Origin of the sequence: Vibrio sp. GLN_1, from assembly GCF_043106015.1 — a bacterium.
Lineage (GTDB): Bacteria > Pseudomonadota > Gammaproteobacteria > Enterobacterales > Vibrionaceae > Vibrio > Vibrio parahaemolyticus.
Window position 1 is genome coordinate 380,200 of record NZ_JBICMD010000014.1, and the last position, 19,888, is coordinate 400,087.

The following is a 19,888-nucleotide window of genomic DNA, read 5'->3' on the forward strand; positions in this document are numbered from 1 at the left end:
GAGGCCATTCGCGAACAAACTCAGCGAAGCTTCAAACAAGAACCAGAAGAAAAACACGGACTACGTATGAAAAAGCTACTCAGTACCATTGGCATTTTAGCCACCACTTTTGCGACTTCATCTTTTGCTGACTCATCGGCCGCTAGTGAATGGCAAAAAATCGAACAACAAGCCGACGGACAAACCGTCTATTTTCATGCTTGGGGTGGTAGCCAAGAGATCAACCGCTATATCCAATGGGCAGGCAAAGAGCTTAAATCTCGCTACAACGTGACGCTAAATCACGTGAAAGTCACTGATATTTCTGAAACCACCACTCGCCTAATCGCAGAAAAAGCCGCAGGCAAAGACAGCGGTGGCAGTGTTGATATGGTTTGGATCAATGGCGAGAACTTCAAATCAATGAAGGATAACCAATTACTGTTTGGTCCTTTTGTTGAAGGTTTGCCAAGCTGGCAGTACGTTGATAAATCATTGCCAATTGATGTGGATTTTTCAGAGCCAACTGAAGGTCTGGAAGCACCTTGGGGTGTGGGGCAATTAGTGTTTATTCATGATGAGCAAACCCTGCATAACCCTCCTCGATCTTTTGCTGAAATGCTGAGTTACGCAAAAGCGTTTCCAAATCGCCTAACTTACCCTCGCCCACCAGAGTTTCATGGGACAAGCTTTATTAAAGCACTGTTGATTGAGTTGGCCAACAACGATCCCGCTTTGCAAAAACCAGTCACTGGTGAAACATTTGAGCAAATTACTCAACCGCTATGGGCTTACCTAGATGAGTTCCATAAAGTTGCTTGGCGTGGCGGTAAGCAATTCCCAGGAGGGACGGCTGAAACGCTTCAATTACTAGATGATGGTCAGATTGATCTTGCGATTACCTTTAACCCAAACGCGGTTTTTTCTGCGCAATCGAGTGGTAATCTTGCAGAAAGCACCAAAGCGTATGCGATGGACGCAGGTGCACTCTCAAACATTCACTTCTTAGCGATTCCTTGGAACGCAAATGCCAGTGCCGGTGCGCAAGTTGCGATAAACTTTTTATTGAGCCCTGAAGCACAATCTCGCAAAGGTAACCTTAACATCTGGGGCGATCCTTCAGTGCTAAGCAGCCAATACCTAACAGGTTCGGCTAAAAATACTCAACAATTCAAATCTATCGCTGAGCCGCATCCGAGTTGGCAATCTGCCTTAGAAAAAGAATGGTTGAAACGCTACGGGAATTAATAAGAGCCCATGTTAAGAGCGCTATATTTAGTCATTATCGCTGTTTGTATTTTACCTACCATTCCGGGACTACTCGGAGTGGTGGTTTCTGCGCTCGGTTATGTACCTCCTATCGGCTTGCACCACTTTTCTTTGGATGGCTTTAACGCTGTTTTTGATTGGGAGGGTGTTTGGACATCCATCGGGCTGACTTTCTACTCTGCCATTTTTAGTAGCTACTTGGCTTGCTTCATCACGTTTGCAATTCTTCAGGCGTCTTGGGGCAGTAAGTTTTGGCGAAAAATTGAAGTTAGCCTCTCGCCACTTCTCGCTATGCCGCATGTCGCGTTTGCAATTGGCTTTGCGTTCTTGTTTGCACCAACAGGTATGGGCGTTCGTGTTCTCAACCAACTGTTTGGTTACGATCCCAATGCACAAACGGTGAATGACTTAGCATTGCTGATTAAAGACCCGCATGCACTCGGTTTGGTCATCATGCTTGCGATTAAAGAAGTGCCGTTTTTATTGTTGATGAGTATTCCAATTCTTCAGCAATTGAAAGTCGATAAGATTGAAAAAGTCAGTCATTCGATGGGCTACAGTTCGGCGCAAGCGTGGTGGAAATGCGTATTCCCACAATGGATAGCAAAACTGCGCTTTCCAATGCTGGCGGTATTGGCTTACAGCTTGTCGGTTGTCGATGTTGCATTAATTATTGGCCCTACCAACCCACCAACGTTTGCGGTTTTGGTATGGCAGTGGTTTAACGACCCAGATTTATCGCTACTACCAAGAGCTGCCGCAGGCGCGGTCGTGTTGTTTGCAATCGCTAGCCTTTTGATTGGATTTGCACGCTTGATGGAATGGTGTATTACCAAAGGCTTCAAACGCTGGCAGTACTCTGGTCGAAACGGGTTTCGTTTACCCGGTAAAACCCTATTTTCACTGATTGCGCTACTCGTACTTCTAATGATTCCACTCATGGTGGTGTGGAGCTTTGCTCAACGCTGGCGCTTTCCAGATTTACTACCGAGCCGCTATAGCCTGCGTTTTTGGCAATACGAATGGCACAGCATTCTTGGCACGCTGGAACAGAGCATGCTGATTGCCGTTATCAGCGCGACCGTCGCTCTAGCTCTTGCCTTGATCGCACATGAGTATCGCCTTCGTTATCGCTGGCAGGTGCCCGGTTACATCATCGCCATCCCAATGCTGATTCCTCAGCTATCCGTGCTATTCGGTATGCAAGTAGTGACGCTGTACTTAAACAGTAACGCGTATTTCTTTTGGGTATGCTGGGCGCACGTATTCTTCGCGTTCCCATTTATTTACCTCTCGCTAGACGGGCCGTGGCGCAGCTTCGATAACGGCTTAACTCGCGTCGCACTCAGCTTGGGTAAAACACCGATGCAAGCTTGGTTAAAAGTGAAACTGCCAATCCTCCTACCTGCGATTGCATTCGCATGGGCGGTTGGGATTAGCGTAAGTCTGGCGCAATACCTGCCGACATTGGTGCTAGGGGCTGGGCGCATTAGCACCATCACCACCGAAGCCGTTGCGCTATCCAGTGGTTTTGACCGACGTGTCACCGCGATTTACGCCATTTGGCAAGCACTCTTGCCGTTCTTGTTCTTCTCTTTTGCGATACTACTAAGCCGCTTACACGTGAAGTATCGCCGCTTGTCTATAAAAGGTTTACTACTGAATGAGTCTTTGTCTCGAAAACCTCGCCATCCGTAAAGCCAATGGCGACACGCTTTTTTCAGCGTTCAACATGACCGTAGAGAAAGGTGAAATTGTTACTCTGATGGGACCAAGTGGTTGTGGTAAATCCACTTTGTTGGATGCTATTGCTGGACACCTATCCGCCGAGTTCAACTACTCTGGATCCATTACGCTTGATAACGAAAAGTTGGATGCCCTCCCTGCCCATAAGCGTCAGGTCGGTATTCTATTCCAAGACGATTTGCTCTTCCCCCACTTGACGGTGTGGGAGAACCTTGCCTTCGCGCTACCAAACTCAATCAAAGGTGAAGAACGTAAAGCTCACGCCATGCAAGCACTGAAGAACATTGCATTGACCAAACTTGCCGAATCCTTCCCAGATCAAATCTCCGGAGGACAACGTGCCCGTATTGCTTTGACTCGTATGCTGTTGGCAAAGCCGAAAGTTGCGCTACTCGATGAGCCCTACAGCAAGTTAGATAAAGATCTGCGCGTACAATTTCGCAATTGGGTGGTCGAGCAATTGCAGCAAGCGAACATCCCTACTTTGATGGTAACCCACGATGAAGACGATATTCCCAATGGCAGCCGCTGCCTAAACTGGCCGTGGGAGACAAATCATGCTTGATAGCCTGAGTATAAAGCTCATCCGAAAACCGCTCGCAATCAGTGCGACATACCTCGACAAATGTGGTATCACCGCAAATCAAACGACAGTATTTGGTTTTGTGCTTGGCTGTTTTGCTCTGCCGGCTTTGATCGCCGAACAATACTTGTTGGCGTTGCTGTTTATTTTGCTGAATAGAATCTGTGATGGATTAGACGGCGCACTGGCGAGGATTCAAGGTATTACTGATGCGGGCGGTTTTCTCGATATCAGCTTAGATTTTCTGTTCTATTCCCTGATTCCTTTTGGTTTTGTGTTAGCAAATCCAGAACAAAATGCCATTGCAGGGGCATTTTTAATTTTTTCCTTTGTCGGAACGGGAAGCAGCTTTTTGGCTTTTGCCATCATGGCTGGGAAACAAGGCATCGATAATCCGGTGTATAAACACAAATCCCTCTACTACATGAGCGGTTTAACCGAAGGCACGGAAACCATCGGCTGTTTTGTGCTGTTTTGCCTGATGCCACAGCACTTTTCGGTCATTGCATACATCTTCGGTGCGGCATGTTGGTTTACCACATTCACGCGAATTTACTCTGGGTTTCATACGCTAAAAGGCCGTTAACATCGCTCAGAAATGTACGTATTCTTGAGAAAGAACATCACTAAGCGGCTGTTTATTAACGCATCAAAGCACATGCTAAATTGAGGTATATACTCTTTGGGTGGAGAAACCATTCGGAGGCTATATGAAAAAACACATCAAGTTAGGCATGTTGCTCACCATTACTTGTGCGATCGTGCTTGGCGGCTGTAGCTCACCTAACCCGTACGGAGATGCATACGGCTCGTCCGACACTCGCAAAGTTCAGCAGGTTTACTACGGCACGATAGAAAAAGTAGAACCCGTAACCATTGATGCCTCTACCCAATCCAACGCCATCGGTACAATAGCAGGGGCTGCCGTGGGTGGCATTTTGGGTTCGAAAATTGGGGGCGGTTCTGGCTCGGATATCGCAGCCATTGGTGGTGGTTTATTAGGTGGTTATGCAGGTAGTAAAGCCGCCGAAGCAACCGCGAAAAGAAATGGTGTGAACCTGACCATTCGATTAGAGGATGGAAAGATCATATCTGTCGTTCAAGAAGCAAACCCAAACATGATTTTCCAGCTAGGCCAAGCCGTTCAAATCAACATGTCTGGTAATGACGCAAGGGTTGTACCTCGCTAATTTGAACACGATGACTCCGTTCCATTGGTCTGCTGTTTTGGCTCAAAGAGCTTAATCCGCGCAAGCGTACGTTGCTTACTCATCGGCTTGCGCGGTTCTATTTGTATCAAATTTGATCGTCGTCAATGGAACATCAATCTCCCACACCTTTCGATGTTCAAATGACATCAAATTGCTAGCATGAGCCCATTCCTGATAACTTTGGGCTTTTTATGACACCGACTGTTGACCACGTACTCCTTAATATCGCGCTAAACCTCAGCTCAAATCGCTCTCACGAGCAGCAATATCAAAACCTCATTGATGGGGTCGCGCAAGTATTCCCATGTGATGCGAGCTGCCTGTTTATCTTCGATGAGGATGGGTTTCTGACTCCTGTCGCGGTAAAAGGCTTATCCAGCTCGGTCTTAGGTCGTCGCTATTTCCCCAAAGCACATCCACGCTTAGATGCCATTATTCATAGCCGTGAACCGGTGCGTTTCGATGCCGATTGTTCACTGCCTGATCCTTTTGACGGCACACTATTAACCGAAGACCAGTGCATTGATGTTCACGATTGCATGGGCTTTAGCTTGTATGTGGAAGGCCAACTTGTTGGCGCACTAACTATGGATGCTCTAACGGTGGGTGCGTTTGATGACATTGACCCTGTCGTTATCGAAACCTTTGCGGCTTTGACCGCTGCGACATTGCGTAACATTGCTCAATTAAAAGCGCTCAAAGCGCAAAACCAGAAGCAAAAAAGCGTCACTCAAACCCTTATCCAGCAAGCCCGTTCTCAACATGGCGAAATGGTGGGTTTGAGTCCGCAGATCAACCAGTTACGAAACAACATTGCGACCGTTGCTCAATCAGATTACGCAGTACTTATCACAGGAGAGACCGGTACTGGTAAAGAACTGGTCGCGCACTCGGTACACGCGCAATCTCATCGTAGCGATAAGCCGATGATTTACGTCAACTGTGCGGCCCTGCCTGAAGGTCTGGCTGAGAGTGAACTGTTTGGCCATGTCAAAGGCGCATTTACAGGTGCTAATAGCCACCGTGCCGGTAAGTTTGAACTGGCAGACGGTGGAACGATTTTCCTTGATGAAGTGGGCGAACTGCCTTTGATTTTGCAAGCAAAATTGCTGCGCGTAATTCAGCAAGGCGAGCTGCAACGTGTAGGTAGCGATCAGCATTTGATGGTCAATGTGCGCATCATCGCCGCGACCAATCGACAATTAGAAAAAGAGGTCGAAGCTGGCACGTTTCGAGCAGACCTTTTCCACCGTTTAAACGTGTTCCCAATCCAAGTCCCCCCACTGCGTGCCCGTGACGGGGATATTCCCGTTTTAGCAGGATATTTGTTGGAAAAAGTACGCCAACAATTCAATGCACCCAATCTGCACGTTCACCCTAAAGTGTTGACTCAATTGGAATCTTTACCTTGGTACGGAAACGTGCGCGAGATCGAACATACGTTAACTCGCGCGGCTTTGCACGCCATTCAACAAGGCGCAAGCACGATCATGCTTAACCATTTCGACACCTCATTGGCTCTCGATGATGTAAAAAACACATCGCATTATCTGCCTAAAGAAAGCCAACCAATGCGAGAACTGATAGAAAGCTATCAACGTGATTTAATTGAACATGCTTTAAGCCAAACTGGTGGCGTTTGGGCAAAAGCGGCAGAGTTTTTACAAATGGATCGCGGTAACTTATATCGAATGGGTAAAAAGCTCGGGATCAATAAATAACCAACCACAAGAATCCGATGTAATTAAGACATCGTTTATGTTGTCTTAATTACATCGCCCGCCCTATCAGAAACAAACAAAACCATTAAAAATCAACAAGATAATAATTGGCACGCATTCTGCTCTCTAGTGGTCAACATCACGACTATTAAAACAATCACTGGAGAACCCAATATGTTCTGTATTCAATGTGAACAGACAATTCAAACCCCTGCTGTTAAAGGTTGTTCTTTTGCACAAGGCATGTGTGGCAAAACTTCTGAAGTATCAGACCTACAAGACGTGTTGGTTTACACACTGCAAGGGGTTTCTTTTTGGGCATCAAAAGCACTTGAATTCAACATCATTAACGATGAAATCAACCAATGGGCACCCAAGGCATTTTTCTCTACATTGACGAACGTTAACTTCGACCCTGAACGTATCCTGGAGTTAACTTCTCAAGCTGCAACGTACAAAGCACTGCTCAAAGAGCAAGTAATGTCTGCTGCGACTTTGTCAAACACCAACCTTACTGACATTCCTGCCGTTGCCAACTTCGAGCTACCAAACAGCGCAGAAGCGATCTTAGCTTTTGCTCCTCAAGTCGCGGTTAACCGTGGTAAGGACCAAGTACATGAAGATGTTATTGGCCTACGCCTACTTTGCCTATACGGCCTTAAGGGTGCCGCAGCATACATGGAGCACGCACGCGTTCTTGAGCAAACCAACAACGATATCTATGCCGAATACCATGAAATCATGGCGTGGTTGGGCACCGATCCTGAAGATCTCGGCGAGCTACTTGATTGCTCAATGCGCATTGGCCTGATGAACTACAAAGTGATGGAAATGCTCGACCAAGGCGAAACAACGACCTTCGGCCATCCAGAACCAACAACGGTGAACGTCAAGCCAGTAAAAGGCAAATGTATCCTTGTCTCTGGCCATGATTTGCATGACCTAGAAAAAATCCTGCAACAGACCGAAGGCAAAGGCATTAACGTTTACACCAACGGTGAAATGCTGCCTGCACACGGCTACCCTGAGCTGAAGAAATACTCTCATCTTGTCGGTAACTACGGCAGCGCATGGCAAAACCAGCAGAAAGAATTCGCCAACTTCCCTGGTGCAATCGTAATGACGTCAAACTGCTTGTTGAATCCAAATGTGGGTCAATACGCAGACCGTTTATTCACTCGTAGTATTGTTGGCTGGCCTGGTGTGGCTCACATCGAAGGCGATGATTTTAGCCAAGTGATTGAATGTGCTCTAGCGCAAGACGGTTTCCAACACGATGAAATCGAACACCACATCACGGTTGGTTTTGGTCGCAATGCACTGATGAACGCCGCCCCTGCGGTTATCGACCAAGTGAAGCAAGGCAACATCAAACACTTCTTCCTAGTCGGCGGCTGTGACGGCGATAAAGCGGAACGTAGCTACTACACCGATTTTACGGCTGAAGCGCCAGAAGATACGCTCATCCTGACGTTGGCGTGTGGTAAGTTCCGCTTCAACAAGAATACGTTTGGTGATATCAACGGCATCCCTCGCCTATTGGATGTGGGCCAATGTAACGATGCTTACTCTGCAATCCAGCTTGCACTTGCACTGGCGAAAGAGTTTGACTGTGACATCAATGAACTGCCACTCACGCTTGTACTTTCTTGGTTCGAGCAAAAAGCGATCGTTATCTTGCTAACGCTATTTGCATTGGGTGTGAAAGGCATTTACACAGGCCCTACTGCACCGGCATTCCTAACGCCAAACCTAATCGCCATCATCCAAGAGAAGTTCGATATGCGCAGTATTGGCAATGTTCAGGATGATCTAAAAGCCATCCTAGCAGCTTAATAAACCTGCTTGTTACGCGCCTCCTTACGTGGAGGCGCTCTCTATTTCGAACTAAAAATAGCCACAACCAAAGAGATTGTTATGTTTTTTGAATGGCAAGGTAACCAACCCGTCACGCTCCGTTGCATCGACAAATACTTCGAAACACACGACACAGTCAGCATCAAATTGGCCGAACTAACCGAATCACTTCTGTTTCAGTTTAAGCCTGGCCAGTTTATTAACTTGGGCGTCGAAATTGATGGAAAAATGGAGTTTCGTGCCTATTCAATCAGCTCGATCAATGAAGACGATCACCTTCAACTCACCATCAAACGAGTATCTGGCGGTAAAGTATCGAACTACATCATTGACTCGCTGCTGCTCGGTGATACCGTTCAAGCATTACCACCAGCGGGCGAATTTAACTGCATCGACCACCCACCCGTGTTACGTGATGGCGAAACAAAAGCCTTGCTTATCAGTGCAGGTTGCGGCGTCACGCCCGTATTTTCGATGGCAAAGCACTGGCTGAGTAATCAAGATGAAAACGACAACGATGTGGACATCGCATTTCTTCATATCGCACGCAGCCCAGAAGAGACGATTTACTACGATCAGCTAGAAACGTTCGACGCTGTGTATCCCAACTTCCATTTAAAGCTGTTGCTGAAAAACCGCGAAGGAACGTCACACCCACAAGGTCGTTTGAATGCCGACTGGCTTAAAGAGCTTGTTCCTGATTTCAAGCAACGCACCGTTTACCTGTGTGGTCCAAGTCAGTTCATGCAAGATGTTCACGGCTATTTGAATGACCTTGGTTTTGACATGACGAACTTCTACCAAGAGAGTTTTACGCCAGCGACTGGCGCAGAAACATCGGTCTCCGATGAAGTTGTTCGTGTTTCTGTTCCTGACTTTGCTCAAACCATCGATGCGCAAAAAGGTCAGGTACTGGCCGATGTGCTTGAAGGCGTAGGTTTACCATTAATCGTCGCTTGTCGTAGCGGCATTTGTGGCTCGTGCAAATGCAAGGTTCGTCAAGGCAGCGTCTCTTCCACCAGCCTAGAAACATTAACGCCAGAAGAAATTGAACAAGGCTATGTGCTCGCCTGCTCATCAACCATCAAAGCGGATCTTGAAGTGCAGATAGGTTAGTTTTCCAAATACAAAAAAGCGCCGCGATACGTCTGTCTAGTTGTTTCGCGGCGCTTTTTTTGATGTTACTTCTGTTGCAACAAAAGTCTTTTAGCTAAATAACAACACTTTCAATGCAGCTTCGCTGTCTACGTCCATAAACTCTGGTGGGTTATCCAGACGCTCACGGAATGTCAACTCTGGCGCTTCTTCTTTCATGCTTTCAATCAAGAAGTCGCTTGTCACAGATGGCGAGTTCACACATGCCATCACTTGACCGCCTTCTGCCAACAAATCTGGCAACCGACGTAGAATCTTTTTGTAATCTTTCGTCAGCGCAAAGCTGCCTTTCTGGAATGAAGGCGGATCGATGATAATCAAGTCATACTGACCAGATTTTTTAATCTTACCCCACGATTTAAAGATATCGTGCCCCATAAAGCTTACCTGGTTGATGTTATGACCATTTAGCTTGTGGTTCTCACGACCTTTAGACAGCGATGCTTTTGCCATGTCGACGTTAACCACTTTATCTGCGCCACCCGCAATGGCAGCGACAGAAAAGCCACACGTGTAAGCAAACAAGTTGAGCACGTTTTTATGCTTCGCATTTTCGCGAACCCAATCACGACCGTAGCGCATGTCCAAAAACAGACCGAAGTTTTGATTGCGGCCAATATCCAATTGGTATTTCAAACCGCTTTCTTCAACGACAGGGCGAGCGTCTAATTCACCGACAAGCACTTCTGAAGGCGCACCATCGGCATAACGGTGCTGAAGAACCATAGTGCGACCTTGCTTATCTGCCCACAGTTGTGATTGTGCCAACGCATTGAGGCCGTTTTTCAGCTCAGCGAGAAACGCGTCATCGACTTCTTTAAACAAGTTGATAATCAACTGACCTTGTAACCAATCACAGGTGATTTGCTCTAGGCCCTCAAAACGACGGCCACGACCATGAAACAGTCGACGAATTTCGTTAGGAGCTTGCGCGAGCTCGGTTTCTAGATGCTGAAAGAACAGCGGAAGTTGTGATGCTTGCATCGAGTTCTCTTATTAGTTTTCTTTGTGACGGTTATTTGATCGTAGGCCAGTTCAGTTCCCAAGGGGAAAGCCAAGTATCCAAACCCTGAGAGACGATTTCACTGTGCCATTTGTTACCCAGCACTTGGTATTCTCGTGGATCGCAAACAAAGCGATATTGCTCATCTCGGTATTGGAAGCAAAGTGAAAATGCATGCAGGTAACCGCGATCAGCCTCATTGCCTGCATTGTAAATCGGGTCGCCAACAATACCTGAGCCAACCGATTTTAATGCCACGCGGATTTGATGCGTTTTACCAGTGTGTGGCTTACATAAAAATAGGCGCTCTCCGGGCTCTGCCGTAAGAGAGAAAAACTGGGTGACGGCTGGGTTGTTTTTGCTGTTGACCAGCTTCCATGATGAACGGCGCGAACGCTCCATATCACCAACGACCAAACCTTGTTTCTTTTTCGGCTTTTTAGAGCCAATCGCCAGATAGAACTTTTCCACTTGGCGGTCAGCGAAGGCTTGTGATAACGCACTGGCCGCTTTGGCGTTGCGTCCGAGGAGCAGAATACCCGATGTCATTTTATCCAAGCGATGGATAAGATAGAGCTGCTCATCACCACTCTGCTTAGCCACTTCTTGCAACAGCATTGTGTCGCCATCGTCTTTATGAACAGAGACGTTGGGATGCTTATTGATGATCAGAAAATCGGGATGGGTATGTAGAATATCGAACATAAAAAACTGGCTCCACGTTTGGAGCCAGAAGTATACCGATTCTGATTGATTAGGCGAGCTTAAACTTACCCACTAACGTTTCCAACTCTTGTACCTTGCGGTTCAAACCTTCTACGCTTTGTGAGCTGTCATTCGCTAGTTGCAGTGAGCGAACCGAAATATCGCTGATCGACGTAATATCTGCGGCAATTTCTTTTGTCACCGCAGTTTGCTCTTCGGCTGCGGTCGCAATAGAGTTCACCATGCTTTGCACGTGCCCTGCACCAGCAACGATTTCTTCCAATGATTCCACCGCTCCCGAGCTTTGGCTTACACCAATTTCCACCAAACGGCAACCATCTTCGGTGTAAGTCACGGCTTCTTGCGTGCCAACTTGAATCGCTTGGATAATCTCGCCTACCTCTTGTGTTGCTTTCGTCGTACGCTCGGCAAGTGCACGGACTTCATCAGCCACAACCGCAAACCCGCGACCAAACTCACCCGCACGTGCAGCTTCAATTGCCGCGTTTAACGCAAGTAAGTTAGTTTGCTCTGCGATGTCTTCAATCACTTTAATCACTGCGCCAATTTTCTCGCCATGAGCACCAAGGTGATTCATCTGAACCGACATGTCCGCCATTTGCTTCGATACCTGTTGAATGCTCTCTACCATTTCAACAATTACGGTACGGCCTTGCTCAGCTGTGGCTTCTGATTTACGAGCTTCTTCAAACGTAGACGCACCTTGTTCCGCCACTTGTGAAATGGTCAAACTCAGCTCTTCTGCTGCCGTTGCGATGAGGTTCGCTTTGTCGGCTTGGCTACTCGCACCAGAAACAATGTCTTGGCTAACAACAGACAGCTCACTCGTGACCGACTTAACTTCTTCAGACACGACGGAAATAGAGCCAATCAACCCCGTTAGAGATGCCTGCATTTTGTTTAAAGAGGTCGCTAAGTTAGAAAGCTCATCACCCGATTCGTCTTTGATAGGAGAAGCTGTCAAATCGCCTTCCGCCACACGTTGTGCCAAAGTATCCAGCGCGGTCAAACGCCCTGTGATTGAATTAGACAACAAGTATGCAATGAACACTGTTGCGATCGCCGCAAGCGTACCTAGCGCGTAAATGGTGTTCTCGATATCGTTGAATGAATCGGTCAATTGGAGAAGCGCATCATGTGTGCTTTGGCGGCCTTCTGCCGTCGCCGTATTGAGCATGTCTTCAATTGGGGCTAGATTCACCTCGTACAACTGACGGACTTGCTCAACGTTTTCTTCTAAACTGCGATGCCCAATATTCGGCTGAATTTGGCTCTCAAAGCTCAACGTAAAATTCGCCATAAGCTGCTCAATTTTTTCGATATTGCGATAGTCTTCTCCACCAGCGGTTTCAAGACGTTTTACATCAGCCAACGCAGAGGCAAACTCTTTCTTGTTCGATTGATATTCACGTTGTGCACCACTGGTATTGATGATCATACCGACAGCATCTCGATAAATATCCCCAGCTTCATCGATCAAAGCCATGTATCCAATGGTCTCTGGGACGTCGTCTGTTCTGACTTCTTGTGCCACTTTATGTGAATTAATCACTTCAAACGTAATAATCGCGATCATCACCAACATTGTTGCCAAAATGGCACCAAAGCTCGCATATAACTTTTTACGAACTGACATTTTCACTGACAAGGTTCCTTATAAATTATGTTCTGTGCAGACATTGCTGTATCAATCTGCACATGAATTATTTCGGGACGATAGACACCCCTTTGCAGTGGTTGCGCATTTTATGTGACAAGCATCACATTGCAATTAAAGTTTTATAAAAAGACACAATTAATCTAAAAATGTCAGTCTTATCCTACAGACACAAAAAAAGCGGGAGCCTTACTAAGCCCCCGCTTTTCTTTATCTTTTTAAGCTGTTTACAGTTTCTTCGAAAGTAATCCTGCAAAACCAATAATCGCGATACCTAAAACCATGATTTCGCCTTTGCCGCTATCGAAGCCAGACTTAATGCCCATGAAGGCAACAATAGCAATCGCTACCGGAATGACGTATTTAACGAGGTTGTACCATAAGCCAAATAGTGGGAATGATACTTCGCCAGCATTCGTGATTTCTTTTTCAAGCTCTGCACGGTTTAAGCGCCAGCCAGCAAAGATACATACCAACATACCCCCAACCGCTAGGAAGATTTTGTCTGTCAATAGGTCGAAGATATCGAATGCGCCGGTACCAAATAGCGTTGGTCCCATACCGCCTAGCGAAAGCGATGCAAAGACACAAAGTGATGCCATCACGACACTTGCTGAAACTACTGCGTTAGAACGTTTCATGCCTTTCTCATCGATAAGGTAAGAAACCACTACTTCTAACAATGAAACCGAAGAGGTAAGCGCCGCGACCGTTAATCCGATGAAGAACAGAAGCGCAAGTAGCAAACCAATCACACCGCCCATTTCCGCGAACAATTGAGGAACAACGACGAACACCAGACCTGGGCCGGCTGCTGGCTCCATGCCAAAAGCAAACATTGCAGGGAACATCGCGACACCAGCAAGGATCGCTACGCCGGTATCCATTGCCGTAACCATGCCTGTTGTTTGAACGAGGTTTTCTTTCTTCTTCAAGTAAGAGCCATAAGTCATCATACAACCCATACCAAGACTCAATGAGAAGAACGCCTGACCTAATGCTGCAAGTACCACGTTACTGTCTACTTTAGAGAAGTCTGGCATGAACAAGAACTCAAGACCTGCCATCGCACCTGGAAGCATCAAACCTTTCACCGATACGATGATCAAGATGATGAACAGCAGCGGCATAAGAACTTTACCCGCTTTTTCGATACCGCCAGAAATACCTTTCATTACGATCAGTACGTTAAGGAAAAGGTACACACCCATCCAGAACAGCGGTTGTAACGGATCAGAAATGAAACCACCAAAGCTGTCACCGATTGCCTCCGGCGTGCTTAGTAGACCACCACCGACTTTAAAAATGTAAGCTAACGCCCAACCACCTACGACAGGGTAAAAACCCATGATAAGTAGCCCGCTAAATACACCAATTACGCCGGTGAACGTCCAGCGTCGGTCAGTGGATTTAAATGCGCCTACTGCTGATAGACCTGTCTTACGACCAATAGCGAACTCAGTAAGCATGACGCTAAAGCCGATAAAAATAACAAAGAAAAGGTAGATCGCAACGAACGCACCGCCGCCACTCTCACCTGCTGTGTACGGGAACTTCCAGATGTTACCCAAACCAACAGCGGAACCCGCTGCTGCCATTACGAAGCCTAATTTAGACCCCCACGTATCACGTGGTGCTGCTGTATTAGTTGTAGCCACGCTTATTCTCCAAAGATTTGTTGTGTTGTGTATGCATAGAGATAGGCGTCTAAAATGTTTGTGTAAATATTTATATACACTTATAAGAAGTTTGTTCGACGCTCTATGTATAGCAAGTAAAGCAGTTCCCCATTAGAATTGGAACCCCAAAAAGTACATTTATCGCACAAGTGTAGTATTACGCACGTTAAATGCTGCTTTTTTGTTCAAAAGTTAAAGAATAGCCTTATTTTTCACATTAAAATAACAGAATCACCTGTTATGAAATTTGTTCCTCATGTAGGGTCAATCCCACTTCTCATTGGGAAATCTGTTCCCCCAACCCACTTTTATGCTTAATATCCTAGATGGGCATATTACTTTGAGCGTATATGGACAAGTTCTATCATTTTCTTACTCTTACTGGCATTGGACTGTATTGGTTCTTAGTTGCTGGTGTTACTTTACGCGTTGTTTTGAAGCGTCGTGCGGTGAGCGTGTCTTTAGCTTGGCTAATGATCATCTATATCCTTCCAGTGCTTGGCGTCGCGTGCTATTTCCTATTTGGTGAGCTGAACTTAGGCAGAAAACGAGCTGAACGAGCAAAAGAGATGTTTACCCCTTTTGCCAAGTGGTTTAGTCAACTCAATGATTGCCACGCGCACATGCCTGAAACCATGGGTCGCCATATCTACCGCATCGATGAACTGTGTAACAACCGTCTTGGGCTGCCTGCTCTGAGCGGGAATACTCTGTCGTTGCAACAATCTCCTGATGAAATTCTGCACTCCATCATCGAAGACATCGAGAATGCCAAAACGAGCATTCGAATGGTGTTCTACATTTGGCACCCCGGCGGCTTGGCCGATTCGGTAGCATCCGCTCTTATCCAAGCATCTAAACGTGGTGTGGATGTGAAGCTGCTATTGGACTCTGCGGGTAGCCCACGCTTCTTCAGAAGTCCTTGGTACAAAATGATGAAAGATTCGGGTATCGAGGTTATTCAGGCGCTCGAAGTGAAGATGTGGCGTATGTTCTTACGTCGTCTTGATCTTCGCCAGCACCGTAAAATCATCGTCATTGATGATGAAATCGCCTATACAGGGTCAATGAACCTTGTCGATCCTGCATACTTTAAACAGAGCAGCGGCGTTGGGCGTTGGATCGATATCATGGTGCGAGTTACAGGGCCAACCGTAAACGTGTTAAGTGCGATTCACTGCTGGGACTGGGAAGTAGAAACGGGCGAACGTTATCTGCCGAAGTTGCCGGAGTGCAAAATTGACAACAGCAAATACCAACATCCGATTCAGGTGGTTCCATCTGGCCCCGGCATGCCAGAGTATTTGATTTATCAAGTGCTTACTTTGGCAATTAACCAAGCCAATCGTTCGGTACGAATCACAACACCGTATTTTGTACCTAATACCGACTTGCTTGAGACGTTAAAAATGACAGCGCAGCGCGGTATTGATGTTGAGCTGATCATACCGCACAAAAATGACTCACTTATGGTTCAGTGGGCATCGCGCGCTTTCTACAGCGAGCTTTTGGCCGCTGGCGTGAAAATTTACGAGTTCTATGGTGGCTTGCTGCACACCAAATCGGTCGTTATCGACGACCAGTTCTGTTTGGTTGGTACGGTGAATATGGACATGCGCAGCCTGTGGCTAAACTTTGAAGTCACTCTGGCTGTCGACGATGAAGAATTCACCAAGCAATTGTCATGGTTGCAAGATGGCTATATCAAGCAATCTCATCCTGTCGTTTTGGACGAGTGGGAAAAACGTAGCCTTTATTCTCGTTTCCTTGAGCGTGTGTTCTACCTCTTCAACCCATTGCTCTAAATCAGTGACCATTTCAGTTCAAACCTCCAGTAATGAAAGTCCATGCTGGAGGTTTATTTTATCTGCGTCTTACTTTTCGCATCGACTATTCTGTGCTTTCCCAAGTACATCTCATGTAATCATCGCTACCACACGGCGCTCTAAACGTTCAGTCCAAACGGTTATTGGTCGATATGTGACTTTTCCCTTGCAAACCCTATGTCGTCCATGTTTTAAATAATCCAAATTGTAATATTTAAGACAGGGAATATTTATGTCAGAGGGCAAAAAGACCAAACTCATTACCGCAGGCCGCGATAAGAAGTGGACCAACGGTGTGGTAAACCCACCAGTACAACGCGCTTCTACTGTCGTGTTTAATACTGTTGCAGAGAAAAACCAAGCCGCAATAAACCGCGCGAACAAAACGCTGTTTTACGGACGTCGTGGTACTAACACTCACTTTGCTTTTCAAGATGCAATGGTCGAGATCGAAGGCGGCGCAGGTTGTGCTCTTTACCCTTGTGGAACGGCAGCCATTTCTAACGCGATCCTTTCTTTCGTCGAAGCTGGCGACCATATTTTGATGGTTGATACGTGTTACGAACCAACACGTGATTTCTGCAACGTGATCATGAAAAAGATGGGCGTAGAAACCACTTACTACGATCCGATGATCGGCGAAAACATTCGTGATTTGATTCAACCAAACACCAAAATACTGTTTCTTGAATCGCCGGGGTCAATCACGATGGAAGTTCAAGACGTTCCAACTATGGCGCGCATCGCTCACGAGCACGATATCATTGTGATGCTCGATAACACGTGGGGCGCAGGCGTGAACTTCTCACCTTTCGAACATGGCGTGGACATTTCTATTCAAGCGGCGACAAAGTACATCGTTGGACACTCTGACGTCATGCTCGGCACCGCAGTGGCGTCTGAGAAATACTGGGATCAACTTCGCGAACAAAGCTACCTGATGGGTCAATGCGTTTCTCCTGATGACGCTTACCTTGGCCTACGAGGTATTCGCACTTTGGATGTTCGCTTACGCCAGCATGCTGAAAACAGTTTGAAAGTCGCACAGTGGTTGGCAAACCGCCCTGAAGTGGATCATGTTCGTCACCCTGCCCTAGATACTTGCCCTGGTCATGAGTTCTTTGAGCGTGACTTTACTGGCGGCAATGGCTTGTTCTCATTTGTGCTGAAAACCTCGTATCCAAAAGCGACCACAGCTTTGCTTGATGGCATGAAACACTTCAGCATGGGTTACTCTTGGGGGGGTTATGAGAGTTTGATTTTGGCTAACGAACCTCGCAGCTTTAACAGCTTACGCACGGTCGCCAATCCGAACTTTGAAGGCACTCTGATTCGTATTCATGTAGGCTTGGAAGATGTTGAAGACTTAATCGCCGATTTAGAAGCCGGATTTGCTCGATACAACGCCCTAGTGCTTGAAAAAGAAGTCTCTCTGAAATAACTCATGTTATCGCCCTGCTCAGCAGGGCTTTTTATAAGCCAATGAAATAACTGGGATATCTACCGTCTCCCATCTTACTCTCCTTCAATGTTCATCATTTGTGTTGTTTTTCATTTGAGCAATCACAGAATAAAAACATGTGCTTCATGAAGACTTCCCATCTTCTCAATTTGTCTCCTACCTTTTACCACTCATAAGAGGTCATACCACAAGGAGATAACTTTGAAACTCAAACTCATAGCAGTGTTGCTTTTTACTCTAATTACCCTGCCGATTGCTTCAGCCAACACCGCCACTGGCTATACGCAAACCAAATACCCCATTGTGTTGGTTCATGGTTTATTCGGCTTTGACTCGCTGGCTGGCGTGGATTATTTCTTTGGTATCCCTCACTCATTAACCAAAGATGGCGCTACAGTTTATGTGGCACAAGTTTCTGCGACAAACAGTAGCGAAGCCCGCGGTGAGCAGCTTCTTTCTCAAGTCGAAACCTTACTCGCCGCCACAGGTGCTAGCAAAGTGAACCTCATTGGTCACAGCCATGGTGGCCCAACAGCGCGTTATGTAGCCTCTGTACGCCCTGATTTAGTGGCTTCTGTCACCAGTATCGGCGGAGTTAACAAAGGCTCAAAAGTCGCAGACTTAGTACGCGGCACTGTTCCAGAAGGATCGGGGACAGAACAGTTAGCCGTTAAACTCGCGCAGGGGTTAACCACTCTGATCAATCTGCTTTCAGGTGGTTCAGATCTTGATCAAGATCCACTGGCTTCGTTAGCCGCATTAACGACGGAAGGCTCGCTAGCTTTTAACCAACACTACCCTGAAGGTATTCCAACCAGCGAATGTGGCGACGGTGATTTACTGGCACCGAACGGCGTGTATTACTACTCATGGACCGGATCATCCACTTTTTCCAACGTTTTCGATCCGACAGACGCAGCCATGATGGTACTCGGCTTGGCATTCGATGGGCCAAACGATGGGCTCGTTGGCGCATGCAGCACTCATTTAGGAAAAGTCATTCGTGATGATTACAAAATGAATCACTTGGACGAAATTAACGGTTTACTCGGTATCCACCATCTTTTTGAAACCGACCCCGTCACGCTGTATCGCCAGCATGCGAATCGTTTGAAACTGCAAGGTCTGTAACAGGAATTCCCCATGAAGAAAGTCGCTCTTATCGCTGTGCCCATTCTTTCGCTTCTCGGTGTGGGAGCGGCTTCCCTCTACGTATCGGACTCACCACAATCCAAGAAGGCTCAATCGCAACATGACACTACTATCGACCTCTCCTCTCAGAAAGACTTTTTTGAGTTCTCATTGAGCAGCTTGGGAGAACATAGCCTTGAAGAAATCCAAGAAAATATTGAAGAAAGTATCTCGCAGCAAAACTCACTAGGCATTGATGTTGAGTTGTTTCAAACCTATCTCGCGTACAAACAGGCGCTTTCTAAATTAGAACCACTTGAAGATACGACGTTGTCATTAAGCCAATTGCAACGGCTGAATGAAGCCATTCTAAATTTGCAACTTGAATACTTTAACGATCAACAAATTTCCCAACTATTTGATGAAGAAAATCGACTACGCCAACTCGCAATAGAGAAACTGGTGATTAAAACGTACGAGCAAGACTCTGATTCTCAGCAACTACTACTCAACCAAGCGTTATCTGAACAACCTGAGTACATCCAGCAAAGTGAACGCAACAATGCCTTAACGAGGCAACTCGACCAAACCACATTACTCAGTTCACAGGATAAGTATCTCGCTCGCGTCGAGTTGGTAGGAGAAGAAGGCGCGCAAAGGCTGCAAAAATTGGATGAACAACGAGCGACGTTTGAAACAGAGCTGACAAATTACCTAGAAAAACGTGCAGATATTCTTGATGATGAATTTCTGGGTCGCGAACAGAAGCAGTTAGAAATTGCTAATTTGAGAAAGCAAAGCTTCGAGACAACTCAATGGCGCCGTATCGAAGCCTTGGAACGTATTCATGACAACCAGAACTAGCTGTATAAACTGAACAATT

General features: G+C 46.5%; 16 protein-coding genes. 12 read left to right on the plus strand and 4 right to left on the minus strand.

Annotated features, from left to right (window positions below; translation table 11 throughout):
* Nucleotides 1-66: 66 nt before the first annotated feature.
* The 8 genes from ACF8OV_RS06620 (at nt 67) to ACF8OV_RS06655 (ending at nt 9,482) form a co-directional block, all read left to right on the plus strand.
* A complete protein-coding gene (locus ACF8OV_RS06620) occupies nt 67-1,227 on the plus strand; it encodes an ABC transporter substrate-binding protein (protein WP_140307007.1) in 1,161 nt (386 codons plus the stop codon).
* Nucleotides 1,228-1,236: 9 nt separating this feature from the next.
* Nucleotides 1,237-2,946: an ABC transporter permease gene (locus tag ACF8OV_RS06625; protein WP_203502807.1), complete on the plus strand. Its 1,710-nt coding sequence runs from the start codon at nt 1,237-1,239 to the stop codon at nt 2,944-2,946.
* Nucleotides 2,912-3,559, plus strand: a complete 648-nt coding sequence (locus ACF8OV_RS06630; RefSeq protein ID WP_020903950.1) for an ATP-binding cassette domain-containing protein — start codon at nt 2,912-2,914, stop codon at nt 3,557-3,559. Before ACF8OV_RS06625 ends, ACF8OV_RS06630 begins: the two co-directional genes overlap by 35 nt.
* Entirely contained in the window at nt 3,552-4,163 is a 612-nt protein-coding gene (locus tag ACF8OV_RS06635) for a CDP-alcohol phosphatidyltransferase family protein (RefSeq protein WP_025576357.1), read from the plus strand. The genes ACF8OV_RS06630 and ACF8OV_RS06635 overlap by 8 nt, the downstream gene beginning before the upstream one ends.
* A 124-nt stretch (nt 4,164-4,287) precedes the next feature.
* The gene (locus ACF8OV_RS06640; RefSeq protein ID WP_140123929.1) at nt 4,288-4,767 is read left to right on the plus strand and encodes a glycine zipper 2TM domain-containing protein; all 480 of its coding nucleotides are present in this window, start codon (nt 4,288-4,290) and stop codon (nt 4,765-4,767) included.
* 212 nt (nt 4,768-4,979) lie between these two features.
* Nucleotides 4,980-6,509, plus strand: a complete 1,530-nt coding sequence (gene norR, locus ACF8OV_RS06645) for a nitric oxide reductase transcriptional regulator NorR (protein WP_193258649.1) — start codon at nt 4,980-4,982, stop codon at nt 6,507-6,509.
* A 174-nt stretch (nt 6,510-6,683) separates the two neighbouring features.
* Nucleotides 6,684-8,345 (plus strand): hydroxylamine reductase, encoded by a 1,662-nt coding sequence (hcp, locus tag ACF8OV_RS06650; RefSeq protein ID WP_025499867.1) that lies wholly within the window; start codon nt 6,684-6,686, stop codon nt 8,343-8,345.
* 81 nt (nt 8,346-8,426) lie between these two features.
* On the plus strand, nt 8,427-9,482 hold the full coding sequence (locus ACF8OV_RS06655) for a hybrid-cluster NAD(P)-dependent oxidoreductase (protein ID WP_203502809.1): 1,056 nt from the start codon (nt 8,427-8,429) through the stop codon (nt 9,480-9,482).
* 90 nt (nt 9,483-9,572) lie between these two features.
* Here ACF8OV_RS06655 and ACF8OV_RS06660 read toward each other — a convergent pair whose 3' ends face one another.
* The 4 genes from ACF8OV_RS06660 to ACF8OV_RS06675 form a co-directional block, all read right to left on the minus strand.
* Nucleotides 9,573-10,505, minus strand: a complete 933-nt coding sequence (locus ACF8OV_RS06660; RefSeq protein ID WP_024702720.1) for a class I SAM-dependent methyltransferase — start codon at nt 10,503-10,505, stop codon at nt 9,573-9,575.
* A 31-nt stretch (nt 10,506-10,536) separates the two neighbouring features.
* Nucleotides 10,537-11,229 carry a TIGR01621 family pseudouridine synthase gene (locus tag ACF8OV_RS06665; RefSeq protein ID WP_023623986.1) on the minus strand — a complete coding sequence of 231 codons (693 nt, stop codon included), beginning with the start codon at nt 11,227-11,229 and terminating at the stop codon, nt 10,537-10,539.
* A 49-nt stretch (nt 11,230-11,278) separates the two neighbouring features.
* On the minus strand, nt 11,279-12,892 hold the full coding sequence (locus ACF8OV_RS06670) for a methyl-accepting chemotaxis protein (protein WP_317676143.1): 1,614 nt from the start codon (nt 12,890-12,892) through the stop codon (nt 11,279-11,281).
* Nucleotides 12,893-13,134: 242 nt separating this feature from the next.
* Nucleotides 13,135-14,565, minus strand: a complete 1,431-nt coding sequence (locus ACF8OV_RS06675) for a sodium-dependent transporter (RefSeq protein ID WP_138937433.1) — start codon at nt 14,563-14,565, stop codon at nt 13,135-13,137.
* 371 nt (nt 14,566-14,936) lie between these two features.
* Between ACF8OV_RS06675 and cls the strand changes: the two genes are divergently transcribed.
* The 4 genes from cls to ACF8OV_RS06695 all read left to right on the plus strand — a co-directional run bounded on the left by cls (nt 14,937) and on the right by ACF8OV_RS06695 (nt 19,869).
* Nucleotides 14,937-16,391, plus strand: coding sequence for a cardiolipin synthase (cls, locus tag ACF8OV_RS06680; RefSeq protein ID WP_005462347.1), 1,455 nt, complete (start codon nt 14,937-14,939; stop codon nt 16,389-16,391).
* Between the two features lie 253 nt (nt 16,392-16,644).
* Nucleotides 16,645-17,853, plus strand: coding sequence for a cystathionine beta-lyase (locus tag ACF8OV_RS06685; RefSeq protein ID WP_031821709.1), 1,209 nt, complete (start codon nt 16,645-16,647; stop codon nt 17,851-17,853).
* A gap of 222 nt (nt 17,854-18,075) precedes the next feature.
* Nucleotides 18,076-19,005, plus strand: a complete 930-nt coding sequence (locus tag ACF8OV_RS06690; RefSeq protein WP_005495671.1) for a triacylglycerol lipase — start codon at nt 18,076-18,078, stop codon at nt 19,003-19,005.
* 12 nt (nt 19,006-19,017) lie between these two features.
* Nucleotides 19,018-19,869 (plus strand): lipase secretion chaperone, encoded by an 852-nt coding sequence (locus tag ACF8OV_RS06695; RefSeq protein WP_203502811.1) that lies wholly within the window; start codon nt 19,018-19,020, stop codon nt 19,867-19,869.
* The last annotated feature ends 19 nt before the right edge of the window (nt 19,870-19,888 follow it).